The 15560-nt window shown below is 54.9% G+C and carries 14 protein-coding genes and 1 other annotated feature; of the genes, 7 read left to right on the top strand and 7 right to left on the bottom strand.

Going from position 1 to position 15560, the window contains the following annotated elements:
- Nucleotides 1-30 precede the first annotated feature (30 nt).
- From recR to C3451_RS13295, 5 genes are all read right to left on the bottom strand, one after another.
- A complete protein-coding gene (gene recR / locus C3451_RS13315; RefSeq protein ID WP_006809843.1) occupies nucleotides 31-636 on the bottom strand; it encodes a recombination mediator RecR in 606 nt (201 codons plus the stop codon).
- A complete protein-coding gene (locus C3451_RS13310; protein WP_003858972.1) occupies nucleotides 636-968 on the bottom strand; it encodes a YbaB/EbfC family nucleoid-associated protein in 333 nt (110 codons plus the stop codon). The genes recR and C3451_RS13310 overlap by 1 nt, the downstream gene beginning before the upstream one ends.
- A 53-nt stretch (nucleotides 969-1021) precedes the next feature.
- A complete protein-coding gene (dnaX, locus tag C3451_RS13305) occupies nucleotides 1022-2950 on the bottom strand; it encodes a DNA polymerase III subunit gamma/tau (RefSeq protein ID WP_023299467.1) in 1929 nt (642 codons plus the stop codon).
- Nucleotides 1628-1692 (bottom strand) — a sequence feature (DnaX frameshifting element). (Overlaps the previous gene by 65 nt.)
- Before the next feature lie 88 nt (nucleotides 2951-3038).
- Nucleotides 3039-3590, bottom strand: a complete 552-nt coding sequence (gene apt / locus C3451_RS13300; RefSeq protein WP_000127359.1) for an adenine phosphoribosyltransferase — start codon at nucleotides 3588-3590, stop codon at nucleotides 3039-3041.
- A gap of 151 nt (nucleotides 3591-3741) precedes the next feature.
- A complete protein-coding gene (locus C3451_RS13295; protein WP_001189855.1) occupies nucleotides 3742-4119 on the bottom strand; it encodes a DUF454 family protein in 378 nt (125 codons plus the stop codon).
- Between the two features lie 50 nt (nucleotides 4120-4169).
- On the opposite strand from C3451_RS13295, the gene priC reads away from it, so the two are divergent.
- Nucleotides 4170-4697, top strand: coding sequence for a primosomal replication protein N'' (gene priC, locus C3451_RS13290; protein WP_022647276.1), 528 nt, complete (start codon nucleotides 4170-4172; stop codon nucleotides 4695-4697).
- A 12-nt stretch (nucleotides 4698-4709) separates the two neighbouring features.
- Nucleotides 4710-4898: a pleiotropic regulatory protein RsmS gene (gene rsmS, locus C3451_RS13285; protein ID WP_038415536.1), complete on the top strand. Its 189-nt coding sequence runs from the start codon at nucleotides 4710-4712 to the stop codon at nucleotides 4896-4898.
- 33 nt (nucleotides 4899-4931) lie between these two features.
- On the opposite strand, the gene mscK is transcribed toward rsmS, so the two are convergent.
- Complete coding sequence (gene mscK / locus C3451_RS13280) at nucleotides 4932-8309, bottom strand: mechanosensitive channel MscK (RefSeq protein WP_045621263.1); 3378 nt, start codon at nucleotides 8307-8309, stop codon at nucleotides 4932-4934.
- A gap of 113 nt (nucleotides 8310-8422) precedes the next feature.
- Nucleotides 8423-9076 (bottom strand): multidrug efflux transporter transcriptional repressor AcrR, encoded by a 654-nt coding sequence (gene acrR, locus C3451_RS13275; RefSeq protein ID WP_032624732.1) that lies wholly within the window; start codon nucleotides 9074-9076, stop codon nucleotides 8423-8425.
- 141 nt (nucleotides 9077-9217) lie between these two features.
- On the opposite strand from acrR, the gene acrA reads away from it, so the two are divergent.
- From acrA to maa, 5 genes are all read left to right on the top strand, one after another.
- The gene (gene acrA, locus C3451_RS13270; protein ID WP_022647272.1) at nucleotides 9218-10411 is read left to right on the top strand and encodes a multidrug efflux RND transporter periplasmic adaptor subunit AcrA; all 1194 of its coding nucleotides are present in this window, start codon (nucleotides 9218-9220) and stop codon (nucleotides 10409-10411) included.
- Between the two features lie 22 nt (nucleotides 10412-10433).
- Nucleotides 10434-13580 carry a multidrug efflux RND transporter permease subunit AcrB gene (acrB, locus tag C3451_RS13265; protein WP_023299464.1) on the top strand — a complete coding sequence of 1049 codons (3147 nt, stop codon included), beginning with the start codon at nucleotides 10434-10436 and terminating at the stop codon, nucleotides 13578-13580.
- Between the two features lie 509 nt (nucleotides 13581-14089).
- A complete protein-coding gene (tomB, locus tag C3451_RS13260; protein ID WP_006809850.1) occupies nucleotides 14090-14464 on the top strand; it encodes an Hha toxicity modulator TomB in 375 nt (124 codons plus the stop codon).
- A 28-nt stretch (nucleotides 14465-14492) separates the two neighbouring features.
- Nucleotides 14493-14711 carry an HHA domain-containing protein gene (locus tag C3451_RS13255; protein ID WP_015571250.1) on the top strand — a complete coding sequence of 73 codons (219 nt, stop codon included), beginning with the start codon at nucleotides 14493-14495 and terminating at the stop codon, nucleotides 14709-14711.
- 207 nt (nucleotides 14712-14918) lie between these two features.
- Nucleotides 14919-15470, top strand: coding sequence for a maltose O-acetyltransferase (gene maa / locus C3451_RS13250; protein WP_045622291.1), 552 nt, complete (start codon nucleotides 14919-14921; stop codon nucleotides 15468-15470).
- The last annotated feature ends 90 nt before the right edge of the window (nucleotides 15471-15560 follow it).

Raw genomic sequence — 15560 nt, 5'->3', positions numbered from 1 at the left:
GCGGAGGCCGCGCACGCAGCCTCCGTTTGGTCAGAAAATAATCTTGTGTCGTCCGGCCAGCGAGTGCGACAGCGTGGTGCCGTCGACCATCTCCAGCTCACCGCCGACCGGCACGCCGTGGGCGATGCGGCTGGCGTCAACGCCGTACTGCGCGCACAGCTCGGCGATGTAGTTGGCGGTTGCCTCCCCTTCCACCGTCGGGTTGGTGGCGAGGATCACCTCTTTGATCGTCTCGGACTCAAGACGCTGTTCAAGACGATCGAGACCGATATCATCCGGGCCGATGCCGTCCAGCGGGGAGAGATGCCCCATCAGCACGAAATAGCGGCCGGAAAACTGCCCGGTTTGTTCGATGGCGTAGATGTCCGCCGGACTCTCCACCACGCAAATCTGACCGTTTTCCTGACGACGCGGGTTCGTGCAGATGTTACAGACGTCCTGCTCGGTAAAGGTCCGGCAATCCGCACAGTGACCAATTTCTGACATGGCGCGGGTCAGAGCCTGCGCCAGGCGCATCCCGCCGCTGCGGTCGCGCTGCAATAGCGTAAACGCCATACGCTGCGCCGACTTCGGGCCAACGCCCGGCAGGCAGCGCAGTGCTTCCATTAACTGCGTGAGCAGCGGACTGGTTTGCATCAGAATGGCATCTTAAAGCCCGGCGGCAGTTGCATACCGCTGGAAACAGAGGCCATTTTCTCTTTCTGGGTTTCGTCGATACGGCGAGCGGCATCGTTAAACGCGGCTGCAACCAGATCTTCCAGCATCTCTTTGTCGTCTTCGAGCAGGCTCGGGTCGATTTCAACGCGACGGCAGTTGTGCGCACCGTTGATGGTCACCTTGACCAGACCGGCACCCGATTCACCCGTGACTTCCAGCTGAGCGATCTCTTCCTGCATCTTCTGCATTTTTTCCTGCATCTGCTGAGCCTGCTTCATCAGGCCACCCAGACCGCCTTTTCCACCAAACATAGGCTTCTCTCTTCTTTCACGTTAAGGATTACAACCGTAAGTCAGACTCACGATCAAAGGGGGCGAATACTCTCTTCATCCAGATCGGCGTCGAAGAACCGGCGCAGGGTCTGGATGTTGTTATCCGCGATAATCGACTCGCGCGCCTGCGCGAGCTTCTCTTCATAAATCGCCTGTCGCCACTCGAGCGGCGTTTTCACCGCCGGATTATCATCTTCAATGATAGTCAATTCAACCGGCACACCCTGTAATGCGGTAAGCGCCTCGGCCAGCGCCTTTTGCGCGCCTGGGGAGTTGAGGTGCCGCTGGCCAGGGCGCAGGTGCAGACGCACCTGATTGCCTTCCTGCTCTTTCCAGGCATTCAGCGCGACCTGCTCCACCAGCTTCGGCAGCTGAAGTTTGCTGACCTCAGCGGCCCAGGCGTCGCGCTCGATGGACTCTTCCGCGAGCTTCGCGGACAGCTCCGGCGTTTTTTCATGCTCAAGCGCCTTTTTCAGCGCTTTTGGCGTGGCGACCACTTCCTTGACCGTTTCAACAACGGTAGTCGCCTTCCAGCGGTATGCCTCTTCTTTCGCCGGGGCTTTTTGCTCGAGCGCGGACGGTGCCGGACGCGACTGCACGCGCTCCGTTACCGAGGCCAGTCGTTCAAGCGCGGCGTTGTTCACCGGCCGCGCTCTTGCAGGCGCTGCCGGTTCACTCTTTTTTGGTTTGGTTGCTCCCTGCGCACGTTGCAACTGGCTTCGTGCGGCAAGCACCGAACTGGTGGCATCCGACAGCGGCACGTTCTGCGGCGGCGGCGATGCCGGTTGCGGTGGCACCTGCTGCGGTGACATTACCGCGGTCGGCGCAACCGGCGCAAAGGACTGCCGGGGCGTTTCCGGCTCCGGCAATGGCTTGCGCGGATGGAAGGCCAGCGCGCGCAGCAGCGTCATTTCAACGCCCATCCGGCGATCCGGTGCAAACGGCAGCTCTTTGCGGCCAATCAGCAGGGTTTGATAATAAAGCTGCACGTCAGCCGGCGGCACGGTGCGCGCAAGTTCACGCATCCGCTGTTCAATGGTCGCCATGTCCGCGCCAATGGCCGACGGAGACAATTGCAGCATCGCCACGCGATGCAGCAGGCTGAGCATCTCGACCAGCAGCGCTTCCCATTCAATGCCACGGGCGGCGGCATCGTTGACGAGGGTCATTACCCGCTCACCGTTGGCGGCAATCATCGCTTCGATAAGCGACAGCGCCTGATCGTCATCCAGCGTGCCGAGCATGGTGCTGACCGCGTCAGTGGAAAGCTTACCGTCACCGCTGGCAATTGCCTGGTCAGTCAGGCTCAGCGCATCACGCAGGCTGCCGTCCGCCGCGCGGGCCAGCAGCTGCAGGGCGCGCGGCTCGTGAACGATCTTCTCTTCATCAAGAATGTGTTCAAGCTGTGCGCGGATCTGCTCAACGTCCAGCGCCTTCAGATGGAATTGCAGGCAGCGCGACAGGATCGTGACCGGCAGCTTTTGCGGATCGGTGGTCGCCAGCAGGAATTTGACATGCGCAGGCGGCTCTTCCAGCGTTTTCAGCAGGGCGTTGAAGCTGTGGCGCGACAGCATGTGCACTTCATCGATCAGATAGACCTTGAAGCGGCCGCGCGCCGGGGCGTACTGCACGTTGTCGAGCAGATCGCGGGTGTCTTCCACCTTGGTGCGCGAGGCGGCGTCGATCTCGATCAGATCGACAAAACGCCCCTGCTCGATCTCCCGGCAGTTGTCACATACGCCGCACGGGGTGGCGGTGATCCCGGTTTCGCAGTTCAGACCTTTTGCCAGCAGACGGGCAATAGAGGTTTTACCGACGCCGCGGGTGCCGGAGAAAAGATAGGCGTGATGGATGCGACCTAGCGACAAGCCGTTCGCCAGGGCCGTCAGCACATGTTCCTGACCGACAACGTCAGCAAAGGTTTGTGGTCGCCATTTACGGGCTAACACCTGATAACTCATGGGCAGGCTCTGCAACGCTGGAAGGTGAATTAATGGAGGGGAATGCTATCACAACCTCACCCATTGAGCGAGGTTGTGAGATACGGGATTAATGACCCGGGAAAGGCACCAGGCTGTAGCTGGTAATACCCTGTTTTTCCAGGCGCTGCTCGCCGCCGAGATCGAACAGGTTGATGATGAAGGCCGCGTCGGTCACTTCCCCGCCCAGACGACGGATCAGCTTCACGGTCGCTTCGATGGTGCCGCCGGTTGCCAGCAGATCGTCCACCACCAGCACTTTGTCGCCTGGCTTGATGGCATCAACGTGAATTTCCAGCTGATCGGTGCCGTATTCCAGCTCATAGCTCTCAGCAATGGTTTCACGCGGCAGTTTGCGCGGCTTACGCACCGGCACAAAACCCACGCCCATCGCCAGCGCAACCGGTGCGCCGAACAGGAAGCCACGGGCTTCGGTACCTACTACTTTGGTGATCCCGGCGTTTTTATAACGCTCAACCAGCAGTTCAATGCTGAGGGCGTACGCTTTCGGGTCTTCCAGCAAGCTGGTGACATCACGGAAAAGAATGCCAGGCTTTGGATAATCCTGGATACTTTTGATGCTATTTTTCAGATATTCAAGCTGCTGTGCAGTTGCGGTCATCGGTTTGTGCCTAAATGAAACAGTGTTACTCACGGCGCGCGACGAGTCGGTCAAAGTAACAGTTGTTTAACCTTTGACCAGGCGCACCTGTGCTCGAAAACGGTCGAATTTACTGGCTGTGCGCCATAATTGCAACCGCCATGATGAGGCTTCAGTGCTTTTGTTGCTTTTCATCAACCACGGGGATCCGCCACATGAAGATCAGCAGGCAGGCCAGGATTGCCAGCAGCAGAATGCGCACCCACATCATTTTCACCAGCCATAACGAGACGGCGAAGGTGATCAGGATGAAGGCAATGGCGCGCGGCTTGGCCCCGGGCGGCATGGCCCGGTGTTTTTGCCAATGCCGCAGGTAGCCGCCAAACCACGAACGGTACAGGAGCCAGTGGTGAAAACGCGGCGACGAGCGGGCGAAGCACCAGGCGGCCAACAGGATGAACGGGGTGGTCGGCAGCAAGGGCAATACGATGCCCAGCGTACCCAGCACTACCGCGAGCCAGCCAATGATGATTAAAATAGTACGCTGCATAATGCGAATCGTTATCAAACTGAACGGCTACTTTACCACTGGAGAGCGCATTGAAAACAGCACTGCTTCTTGAGAGGCTGCAAAATCAGCTGATCGCGCTGCGGGCGCAGGCCACACCGCTGATGGGACATGCTACGCTGAAACCGCGCTTTGACCGGCAGCTCTTCCGCACCCGCAGTACCGTCATTCAGGATTACCTTGCTGAGATGCAGACCAACCTCGACGAGCTTCGCCACGCGGTTGAGAGTGAACAGCAGGAACAGGTGGTGTGGCTTGCGGAGCATCTTACTGAGCAGATCACCGCCCTGCACCGCGAAATCGCCGCCTGGCCGCTACGGGCGTGGGACAGCGCCTCGCCTGGGCTCGGAAAATGGCAGCGCAAGCGGCTGGAGAACCAGGAGTTTGAGCGGCGTCTGTTTGAGATGAAGTGTGAGCGCGAAGCCCGCCTGACCACCAGCGAAACGCTGCAAGAGCAGCAGTTATTAATGCGTGAAATCAGCGCGCTGGAAGGCCGCATCGTCCGCTGCCGTCAGGCGCTGGATGAGATTGAACGCGTCATTGAACGCCTGACCCGTTAACAGGAGCCACTAATGTCACTGGAAAATGCCCCCGACGAGGTCAAGCTGGCCGTCGATTTAATTATGCTGCTGGAGAATCACGAGATCCCGGCGGAGACGGTGCTGAAAGCGCTGGAGATTGTGCGGCGGGATTTTGAGGGAAAGGTGAAGGCCGGTTGCCCTCACCCTAGCCCTCTCCCTGGAGGGAGAGGGGACCGTTAGGTGCGGTTTGAAAGATCTGCCCTGATTCGCTTTTTACCCTCTCCCCTCTGGGGAGTGGGCAGGGTGAGGGGCGGAGTTTTCGTCACCCTTAATCTCGCGCTTCACTTCCGTATGTTCGTCACCTTTCTCGTTACGCAGGTGAACTTCAAGCTGGTTGAAGGCGATATTAATGTTGTTTTCACGGCACAGACGGTCAATGGTGCGGTTCAGCTCATCGACGGTGTAGCTGCGATCGCGTAGTTCGCGTACGTACAGGCGCAGCTCATGATCCAGCGTGCTTGGCCCGAAGGTGGTGAAGAACACGTCAGGCGCAGGATCGTGCATCACTTTAGGATGTGATTTCGCGGCTTCCAGCAGGACCTCTTTCACTTTATCCAGATCTGAACCATAGGCCACCCCGAGTCGGACCACCACGCGCGTCGTAGTATCCGAAAGCGACCAGTTGATCAGTCGCTCGGTCACGAAGGCTTTGTTCGGGATGATCACCTCTTTACGATCGAAGTCAGTGATGGTGGTCGCACGAATACGGATCTTGCTGACGGTCCCGGAGAAGGTGCCGATGGTGACGGTATCGCCGATACGCACCGGACGTTCGAACAGGATTATCAGGCCAGAAACAAAGTTACCGAAGATCTCCTGCAAGCCGAAGCCCAGACCTACCGACAGCGCCGCCGCCAGCCACTGGAGTTTATCCCACGAGACGCCCAGCGAGCCGAATACCGTCATCGCCCCGACAATAATAATGACGTAGTTCAGGATGGTGGTAATGGCATACGACGCCCCCTGACGCAGGTTCAGCCTTGAGAGCACCAGCACTTCCAGCAGACCAGGCAGGTTGCGGATCAACGCCCAGGCCACCACCGACGACACCAGCGCAAAGAGCAGGCTGCCCATGGTGACGCTTTTCATTACCGCAGCGCCCGCTTCGGTACCGTTGTATTGCCAGAGGGTGATACTGTCGAGGTAGGCGAAGACGGTAATTAAATCAGACCAGATGGCCCAGAACATCACCGCAAACAGCGCAATCATCACCAGCATGGTAATACGCATCGTTTGCTGGTTGACCTGCTCCAGGGCAATGGTCGGCTCTTCCTGCGGCTCCGCCCCTTCAGCCCCCTCTTTAACCTGATGCTGTCGACGGGCAACAGCACGACGATACGCAATGCGGCGCGCCGCCACGCTCAAACCGCGCAGCACGGTCTGGAACAACAGGTTCCACAGGATCACCAGATACACGGTTTCAATCCAGCGGCCTGACAGACGAAGCGTGGTATAGAAGTAACCCGTTGCCGTCAGCACCATCAGCGCCAGCGGAATGATCGCCAGCACCGTTACGGTAACCAGACGAAGATTGTGGGACTCTTTATCCCGCCAGCTGTCGCGGCACATCGGCCACATCAGGACGGCTATCAGCAGCAGGTTCAGCATAATTACCAGCTGTCCCAGCACGTCATCCATCAGATGCAGCGGCGAAAGCTCGGCCACAACGGACCAGAAGTGCAGCGGCAACAGCGCGAGGCTGATACGTACAATCTGGCGACGCCAGTGGCTGGTGAGTTTTTCCGGCATGTTGAAGTGTCGGACCGCGACGCCGTCTTTTTCCAGCACTTTCCAGCACAGACCAAACACCAGCCAGAACAGCGCCAGCTTTTTGCTGAACGCCCACAGCAGGTCGCTGATATTGAGCTGCATGGTCAACAGGATCAGGCCGACGGCGAGGATCAGCAGGCAGACCGGCAGAGCACGGATCAGATCGATCAGGATCGCTTTCGGGGTGTGCAGCTGGCTGTCGTTACGCAGTTGCCCCACTTCCGAGGCCAGCTTCGCCTGGTACTGCTTCAGCCATTTCAAACGCCAGCGTATTACTCCGGCGATGAGCAGCAAAGGCAGACCCGCAAGGAAGGCAATCATTACCGCAGGCCAGGCTTTCTCCCAGTTCACGGTAATTTTCATGCTTTTGATCTGGGATTTCAGCGTTTCAGGGAAAGATTTAAACCAGTCCCAGTCCATGGGTTTGTTGCTGTTCACCCAGAAAATCTGCTGGGTCAGGATCTCCTGGAGGCTTTTAGACACGCTCACCAGCTGCTGCTGGTTGATTTGCAGGTTAATCGCCATCATCAGCTGGTTGCCCAGCTGCTTATTAAGCTGATCGAGCAGTTCGCGGCGCATATCCACAACCTGCAACAGCGCGTCGTGAACTTCACCGTTTACTTCACTTGAATGGCCTTCTTCCACTTTGGCAACAAACGTATCGCTCTGGAACAGGGCATCGCGCTGCTGGTTAACGTCAAACTGTTCAAGACGCAAATCCGCAATGCGGTTGGTCATGTCTTCCAGCTCGTCGGCGGACGGCAGCGTCTGCTGCTGCTGGTAAAGAATGCGCGACAGCAGCAGGCTTCCCTTCAGGACGGCAATCTGCTCTTTGACATTGCGCTCAGCCTGCAAAGCGCGATCCAGCCAGTTTTTGACTTTAATATTCTGCTGCACCAGCGCGCTGCCGCTTTCAGTCGCCTGAATCAGGCGCTCGCTCAGCTGATGGTTAATTTCCAGCTCCTGCTTCACCAGCGGATTGGCCTGGATACGCGCCGTTTCGTCTGGCGAGACCGCTTCCTGCGCCGTTTTTTCGGTCAGCGTCAGGCGCTTGCTGTTCACCGCCTCCTGCAACAGCTGAAGCTGATGCTCGAGCCGGTTGATATTCGCGTTCACGTAGTCACGCTGTTTTTGCAGCGCATCCTGCAACACCGTGTTGCCTTCCAGACTCTTACGCTGCTGTTCAATCTCCGCGTTCAGCAGCGTCTGCTGGATGTTCAGCAGCGTTTGCTGGGTCGGTCGAAGCGCCCCTTCCCCCACGGTAATGCCATTCAGACGGTTACGTATCTGCTGTAGCTGTTGCGATGCAGAATACATGGCGTTCTGCACGCGCTCAGGCTGGGTTTGCAGCGAAACCAGCTGGCTGTTATAGGTCGAGAGATCGGACTGCGCCGTTTGCAGATCGTCCAGCAGCTGCGCCACGCGCGACTCGAGCTGGCGCAACGAAAGCGTGGCAAGCGTTTTTCGGGTTTCATCGTCGTTATCAACGTCGCTAAGCGCGTTCAGGGCCTCCGTTGCTTTACGCATGTTCTCCGGCGCCTGAGCGACCTTCTGCCGCAACTGGGCCGTTTCGGCTTTGATGCGATCGATCTTATCCAGCGTATCCAGGGTTTCCGTCAGGTCCTGCTGAACGAGCTTTTCCTGGGCGGAGAGATCTTTTTGTTTATTCAGGGTGTCGAGTTGCGACTGAACCTCGGCACGCGTCGGGACGTCACTGCCGTTGTCTGCACGGGCCCAGGAATGCGGTGCGGCTGCAAAGAAAAACAGCAGGATCAAAAAAACGGCCAGAACAGAATGTGTCGAGCGATAGGTGTGCAGCATAGTCGTGAATGTGATCTGAGAAATGACCGAAAATAGTCGGGCGTGAAGAATATCACGCCCGGCTAAAGCAGAATAGCGGGAAGGTAATCCTCTAAGACATTTCCTGGAAAGATTCAGGCAGTAAGCGGCGCTCCCTCGCTGCGAAGGGTCGGGCAAAGCTGGCACATCTCCAGGAAAATCGCGACGTAGCTGCGCGCCTCTGATTTCAGATCGAACGACTGCGGGGCGAAAAGCCAGTTTTCCATCAGGCCGGAAATATAACTGCGCATCAGGATCGCCGCCCGGCGCGTTAACAGCGTAGCGGGAAGCATGTCGGCCTGCATACATTCCTTAAGAACTTGCTCGATGCGATCGTAGCTTTCCAGACACAGGTCGCGCTGCGCCTGCTGAACCACCGCCATTTCGCCAACAAACTCACATTTATGGAAGATGATTTCCATCATCAGACGTCGGCGTTCTTCCACAACAGTCGCTTCAAGGATATATACTAATATTTCTCTTAATACTGAGAGTGGATCGTGAGGGAATTTTGCCCGATACTCACTCTCAAGATCGCTGATGCTGGACTCTGAAAGCTCCCAGATTTCACCAAACAGATCTGACTTGTCTTTAAAATGCCAGTAAATCGCTCCCCGCGTGACGCCCGCGGCCTGAGCAATCTGCGCCAGCGAGGTTGCCGAAACACCCTGCTGTGAGAACAAACGCATTGCCACATCCAGAATGTGTTGTCGGGTTTCCAGCGCTTGTTGTTTGGTTTTTCGTGCCATACGTTGATGAATTTACAGGAGTCAGATTTACATACATTTATGAATGTATGTACCATAGCATGACGATAATATAAACGCAGCAATGGGTTTTTAGACTCAGGACCCTTGATCAATTTGAAATCGGACACTCGAGGTTTACATATGAACAAAAACAGAGGGTTAACGCCTCTGGCGGTCGTTCTGATGCTCTCAGGCAGCTTAGCGCTTACAGGATGTGACGACAAAGAGGCTCAACAAGGAGCTCAGCAGGTGCCAGAAGTTGGCGTCGTGACGCTCAAATCCGAACCTCTCCAGATGACAACAGAACTACCGGGCCGCACCAGCGCCTATCGCATTGCAGAAGTACGTCCGCAGGTGAGCGGTATCATCCTGAAACGTAACTTCACCGAAGGCGGTGATGTGAAAGCAGGTGAGTCTCTTTATCAGATTGATCCAGCAACCTATCAGGCGTCTTATGAGAGCGCTAAAGGCGATCTGGCGAAAGCAGAAGCGGCAGCCAAAATTTCGCAACTGACGTTGAATCGTTACAAGAAACTGCTCGGCACGCAGTACATCAGCCAACAGGATTACGATTCTGCCCTGGCCGATGCACAGCAAGCCAATGCAGCCGTTGTGGCGGCGAAAGCGGCGGTAGAAACCGCGCGTATTAACCTCGCCTACACCAAAGTGACCTCCCCTATCAGCGGTCGTATTGGTAAATCAGCCGTCACCGAAGGTGCGCTGGTGCAGAACGGTCAAACCAACGCGCTGGCCACCGTGCAGCAGCTTGACCCGATCTACGTTGACGTTACACAGTCCAGCAACGATTTCCTGCGTCTCAAACAGGAGCTTGCCAGCGGACAACTGAAACAGGAAAACGGTAAAGCCAAAGTTGAACTGGTTACCAACGACGGTATCAAGTTCTCACAGACAGGCACACTGGAATTTTCTGATGTGACCGTCGATCAGACCACCGGCTCTATCACCATCCGGGCTATTTTCCCGAATCCGGATAAAACCCTGCTGCCGGGTATGTTCGTACGCGCCCGTCTTGAAGAAGGGACTAACCCAAGCGCCATTCTGGTTCCGCAGCAAGGTGTGACCCGTACGCCACGCGGCGATGCGAGCGCGCTGGTTGTGGGTGCCGATAACAAAGTCGAAACACGCAATATCACTGCAACGCAGGCGATTGGCGACAAGTGGCTGGTAACGGAAGGTCTGAAAGATGGCGATCGCGTGATTATTACTGGTTTGCAAAAAGTTCGTCCTGGCGCGCAGGTCAAAGCTCAGGAAGTGAAATCTGACGACAAACAACAAGCGTCGGCCGCTGGCCAGTCAGAACAAACCAAGTCTTAACTTAAACAGGAGCCGTTAAGACATGCCTAATTTCTTTATCGATCGCCCCATATTTGCGTGGGTGATCGCCATTATCATCATGCTGGCCGGGGGACTTGCGATCCTGAAGCTGCCTGTTGCGCAATATCCAACGATTGCGCCGCCGGCAGTGACGATCTCCGCAACCTACCCGGGCGCTGATGCCAAAACGGTGCAGGACACCGTTACGCAGGTTATCGAACAGAACATGAACGGTATCGATAACCTGATGTACATGTCCTCAAACAGTGACTCAACCGGTACAGTTCAGATTACCCTGACCTTTGAATCCGGTACGGATGCGGACATTGCGCAGGTTCAGGTGCAGAACAAACTGCAGCTGGCGATGCCCCTGCTGCCGCAGGAAGTGCAACAACAGGGTGTGAGCGTCGAGAAATCGTCCAGTAGCTTCCTGATGGTTGTCGGCGTGATTAACACCGATGGCACCATGACGCAGGAAGATATTTCCGACTACGTGGGCGCCAACATGAAGGACGCCATCAGCCGTACGTCTGGTGTGGGTGACGTTCAGCTGTTCGGTTCACAGTACGCGATGCGTATCTGGATGGATCCGAATAAGCTGAACAACTTCCAGCTGACCCCGGTTGACGTGATCAGCGCAATTAAAGCGCAAAACGCCCAGGTTGCAGCCGGTCAGTTAGGCGGCACGCCGCCGGTGAAAGGCCAGCAGCTTAACGCGTCTATCATCGCGCAAACGCGTCTGACCTCGGCGGATGAGTTCAGTAAAATTCTGCTGAAGGTGAATCAGGACGGTTCGCAGGTTCGCCTGCGTGACGTGGCGAAAGTGGAGCTGGGTGGCGAGAACTACGACGTTATTGCGAAGTTCAACGGTAAACCGGCTTCCGGTTTAGGTATCAAACTGGCGACTGGGGCGAACGCCCTGGACACCGCGACGGCTATCCGTGCAGAACTGAAGAAGATGGAACCTTTCTTCCCGTCGGGTCTGAAAATTGTTTACCCGTATGACACCACGCCGTTCGTTAAAATTTCGATTCACGAAGTGGTAAAAACCCTGGTTGAGGCGATCATCCTCGTCTTCCTGGTAATGTACCTGTTCCTGCAAAACTTCCGCGCAACGCTGATCCCAACCATCGCCGTGCCGGTTGTACTGCTCGGCACCTTCGCGGTTCTGGCGATATTTGGCTATTCGATAAACACCCTGACGATGTTCGGGATGGTGCTCGCCATCGGCCTGCTGGTGGATGACGCCATCGTAGTGGTCGAAAACGTTGAGCGTGTGATGGCGGAAGAAGGCCTGCCGCCGAAGGAAGCAACCCGTAAATCAATGGGCCAGATCCAGGGCGCGCTGGTCGGTATCGCGATGGTTCTGTCTGCGGTATTTATCCCGATGGCCTTCTTCGGGGGTTCAACCGGTGCGATTTACCGTCAGTTCTCTATTACCATCGTTTCCGCGATGGCGCTGTCGGTGCTGGTAGCCCTGATCCTGACGCCAGCCCTGTGTGCGACCATGCTGAAGCCGATTAAGAAAGGTGGCCACGGCGAGCACAAAGGGTTCTTCGGCTGGTTTAACCGCATGTTTGATAAGAGTACGCATCACTACACCGACAGCGTGGGGAACATCCTGCGCAGCACCGGTCGTTATCTGCTGCTCTATATCATCATCGTGGTGGGCATGGCTTTCCTGTTTGTTCGTCTGCCAAGCTCGTTCCTGCCAGATGAAGACCAGGGCGTGTTCCTGAGCATGGCTCAGCTTCCGGCGGGTGCGACGCAAGAACGTACGCAAAAAGTGCTGGATGAGATGACCGACTACTTCCTGACCAAAGAGAAAGACAACGTCGAATCCGTGTTTGCGGTTAACGGCTTTGGCTTCGCGGGTCGTGGTCAGAACACCGGTATTGCCTTCGTTTCTCTGAAAGACTGGTCCGAACGCCCGGGTGATGAGAACAAAGTTGAAGCCATTACCAACCGGGCCATGGGTACCTTCTCACAGATTAAAGATGCGATGGTCTTCGCCTTTAACCTGCCAGCGATTGTTGAACTGGGTACGGCGACCGGCTTCGACTTCCAGCTGATTGACCAGGGCGGTCTGGGCCACGAAAAACTGACTCAGGCGCGTAACCAGCTATTTGGCGAGGTGGCTAAACACCCTGACCTGCTGGTGGGCGTGCGTCCTAACGGTCTGGAAGATACGCCGCAGTACAAGATCGATATCGACCAGGAAAAAGCACAGGCGCTGGGTGTGTCCATCAGTGACATCAATACCACGCTGGGTGCAGCCTGGGGTGGCAGCTACGTCAACGACTTCATCGACCGTGGTCGCGTGAAGAAAGTGTACGTCATGTCCGAAGCGCAATACCGTATGCTGCCGAACGATATCAACAACTGGTACGTTCGCGGCAGCGATGGCCAGATGGTGCCGTTCTCCGCCTTCTCAACTTCGCGCTGGGAATACGGTTCGCCGCGTCTGGAGCGTTATAACGGCTTGCCATCGATGGAGATCCTCGGTCAGGCGGCGCCGGGCCGAAGCACCGGTGAAGCCATGAACCTGATGGAAGAGTTGGCCAGCAAACTGCCTGCGGGTATTGGCTACGACTGGACCGGTATGTCCTATCAGGAACGTCTGTCCGGTAACCAGGCCCCTGCCCTGTACGCCATTTCACTGATTGTGGTGTTCCTGTGTCTGGCGGCATTGTATGAGAGCTGGTCGATTCCGTTCTCCGTTATGCTCGTGGTTCCGCTGGGGGTTATCGGTGCGCTGCTTGCCGCAACCTTCCGAGGGCTGACTAACGACGTTTACTTCCAGGTGGGCCTGCTGACAACCATTGGCTTGTCGGCGAAGAACGCGATACTTATCGTCGAATTCGCCAAAGATCTGATGGAGAAAGAAGGTAAAGGCCTGATTGAAGCAACGCTTGAAGCCGTTCGTATGCGTCTGCGTCCAATCCTGATGACGTCCCTGGCGTTTATCCTCGGCGTTATGCCGCTGGTTATCAGCTCAGGCGCAGGCTCCGGCGCACAGAACGCGGTAGGTACCGGTGTAATGGGTGGTATGGTCACTGCGACCGTTCTCGCCATCTTCTTTGTACCGGTGTTCTTCGTGGTGGTACGTCGCCGCTTTAGCCGCAAAAATGAAGATGTGGAGCACAATCATTCGGTAGAACATCACTGATACCGGTTTCACATGATAAAAAGGCCGCATTTGCGGCCTTTTTCATTTTCAGAAAAATTCATAAAATAGTCTTATTGTCGTTTTATTTATTTTCACCCGTCCTGATAAGACTTATCATAATAATCCGATAAGCTAATCGTAGAATTCAGCATTCTTTTAATATCAATTCATCGTCTAAAATATTCGGACAAATCCTAAACCATCGTAAATGCCGAAGACATCTGAATCCGGACTTCAAATGAAACATTGCGCTAACTCAATGAATCTTAAGGAACGGATTAAAAAAAGGGTTTCTCTCGATAAAAGTGTTCGCGTCTGAGGTCACATTTGCGTAAGCGCTCGCAAGGAAACGTTTTAATTGTAATTTTTCGTAATAGCGCGGTGAAATCCTGATCAGAGTGGCTTATAGTTAGAGTTATCAGGAACACAGCTCCCGTGTGGCTAAGCAAGTTGTATCCATCCCGACATGATGTTCGGTGAGTAAAAAATCACTCAGAAGGGGATGCGCTATGGACGAGTACTCGCCAAAAAGGCATGATATCGCGCAGTTGAAATTTCTCTGCGAATCCTTGTACCATGACTGCCTTGCCAATCTTGAAGAAAGTAACCATGGCTGGGTGAACGATCCAACGTCTGCTATCAATTTACAGCTTAATGAGCTGATCGAGCATATCGCAACCTTCGCACTTAATTATAAAATTAAGTACAATGAAGATAATAAGTTGATAGAGCAAATTGATGAATACCTGGACGACACCTTTATGTTGTTCAGCAGCTACGGCATTAACGCACAGGATTTGCAGAAATGGCGTAAATCAGGAAACCGTCTATTTCGCTGCTTCACGAATGTCAGCAGAGCTAATCCGGTTAGTCTTTCCTGTTAAAATTATTACAAATACTAAGGTGAATTTTATGTCTGATAAACCATTAACTAAAGTCGATTATTTGATGCGCCTGCGACGCTGTCAGTCAATTGACACGCTCGAACGTGTTATTGAGAAAAATAAATACGAGCTGTCTGATAATGAACTGGCGGTATTTTATTCAGCTGCCGACCATCGTCTTGCTGAACTGACCATGAATAAACTCTATGACAAGATCCCCTCTTCGGTATGGAAATTTGTTCGTTAGTCGTTGAAGAGAGACTTTAAGGCACTACGCCCGTTGTTAAGCTGAATTTACCTTTCGTATTACGCTTCAAGTGCAAACGCCAGGTCCCCGTATAAAACGTATTTATACGCAAGAATGTTGTGACTCCCGTCACAGCCACTTTTAGGGAACGTTCCCTTTCTGGATAATCCTCTTTACGCTACGTAAAACGATTCCAGAGAGGTTCCCATGAGTGAAGAAAAACAGAAGATGATTGCCGGTGAATATTATCGCCCCGGCGATGACACGCTGAGGGCTGACCGTTTACGCGCTCGTCATATTGTTCACCGCTATAACCATACCGCACCCGATGAGAAGGCCGAACGTCGCGCCTTATTAGCTGACCTGCTGGGTCAAAGCGAAGGCACTTATATTGAGCCGAGCTTCCGCTGCGACTACGGCTATAACATCTATCTGGGCAACAATTTTTACGCCAACTTCGACTGCGTCATGCTGGACGTCTGCCCTATCCGCATTGGCGATAACTGTATGCTCGCACCGGGGGTGCACATTTATACGGCCACGCATCCTCTGGACGCGACCGAACGTAACAGCGGGCTGGAGTACGGTAAATCGGTCACCATAGGCCATAACGTCTGGATCGGCGGACGCGCGGTGATTAATCCGGGCGTGACCATTGGCGATAATGCGGTTATCGCTTCCGGCGCGGTAGTGACCAAAGACGTGCCGGCCAATGCGGTAGTGGGCGGGAATCCGGCGAAAATCATTAAAATGATCTAAGCGCATCCTGAGTAACTGTTATGCTTTTTCCTGGCATAACTGTTACTTTCATCGCATAAACCCCTCTCATAAAATAGGCAGATCACCTGT

It is taken from the genome of Enterobacter sp. 301B (assembly GCF_003850715.1).
GTDB lineage: Bacteria > Pseudomonadota > Gammaproteobacteria > Enterobacterales > Enterobacteriaceae > Enterobacter > Enterobacter intestinihominis.
The sequence above is the reverse complement of the archived record's forward strand: the minus strand, read 5'-3'. Positions and strand labels throughout refer to the sequence as shown.

Bases quoted from the DNA above. Each gene is read 5' to 3' on its own strand.
- C3451_RS13295 (WP_001189855.1), bottom strand. From the start codon at position 4,119: ATGCAGCGTACTATTTTAATCATCATTGGCTGGCTCGCGGTAGTGCTG.
- maa (WP_045622291.1), top strand. From the start codon at position 14,919: ATGAGTGAAGAAAAACAGAAGATGATTGCCGGTGAATATTATCGCCCC.
- acrB (WP_023299464.1), top strand. From the start codon at position 10,434: ATGCCTAATTTCTTTATCGATCGCCCCATATTTGCGTGGGTGATCGCC.
- tomB (WP_006809850.1), top strand. From the start codon at position 14,090: ATGGACGAGTACTCGCCAAAAAGGCATGATATCGCGCAGTTGAAATTT.
- mscK (WP_045621263.1), bottom strand. From the start codon at position 8,309: ATGCTGCACACCTATCGCTCGACACATTCTGTTCTGGCCGTTTTTTTG.
- C3451_RS13310 (WP_003858972.1), bottom strand. From the start codon at position 968: ATGTTTGGTGGAAAAGGCGGTCTGGGTGGCCTGATGAAGCAGGCTCAG.
- C3451_RS13255 (WP_015571250.1), top strand. From the start codon at position 14,493: ATGTCTGATAAACCATTAACTAAAGTCGATTATTTGATGCGCCTGCGA.
- dnaX (WP_023299467.1), bottom strand. From the start codon at position 2,950: ATGAGTTATCAGGTGTTAGCCCGTAAATGGCGACCACAAACCTTTGCT.
- rsmS (WP_038415536.1), top strand. From the start codon at position 4,710: ATGTCACTGGAAAATGCCCCCGACGAGGTCAAGCTGGCCGTCGATTTA.
- recR (WP_006809843.1), bottom strand. From the start codon at position 636: ATGCAAACCAGTCCGCTGCTCACGCAGTTAATGGAAGCACTGCGCTGC.
- acrR (WP_032624732.1), bottom strand. From the start codon at position 9,076: ATGGCACGAAAAACCAAACAACAAGCGCTGGAAACCCGACAACACATT.
- acrA (WP_022647272.1), top strand. From the start codon at position 9,218: ATGAACAAAAACAGAGGGTTAACGCCTCTGGCGGTCGTTCTGATGCTC.
- apt (WP_000127359.1), bottom strand. From the start codon at position 3,590: ATGACCGCAACTGCACAGCAGCTTGAATATCTGAAAAATAGCATCAAA.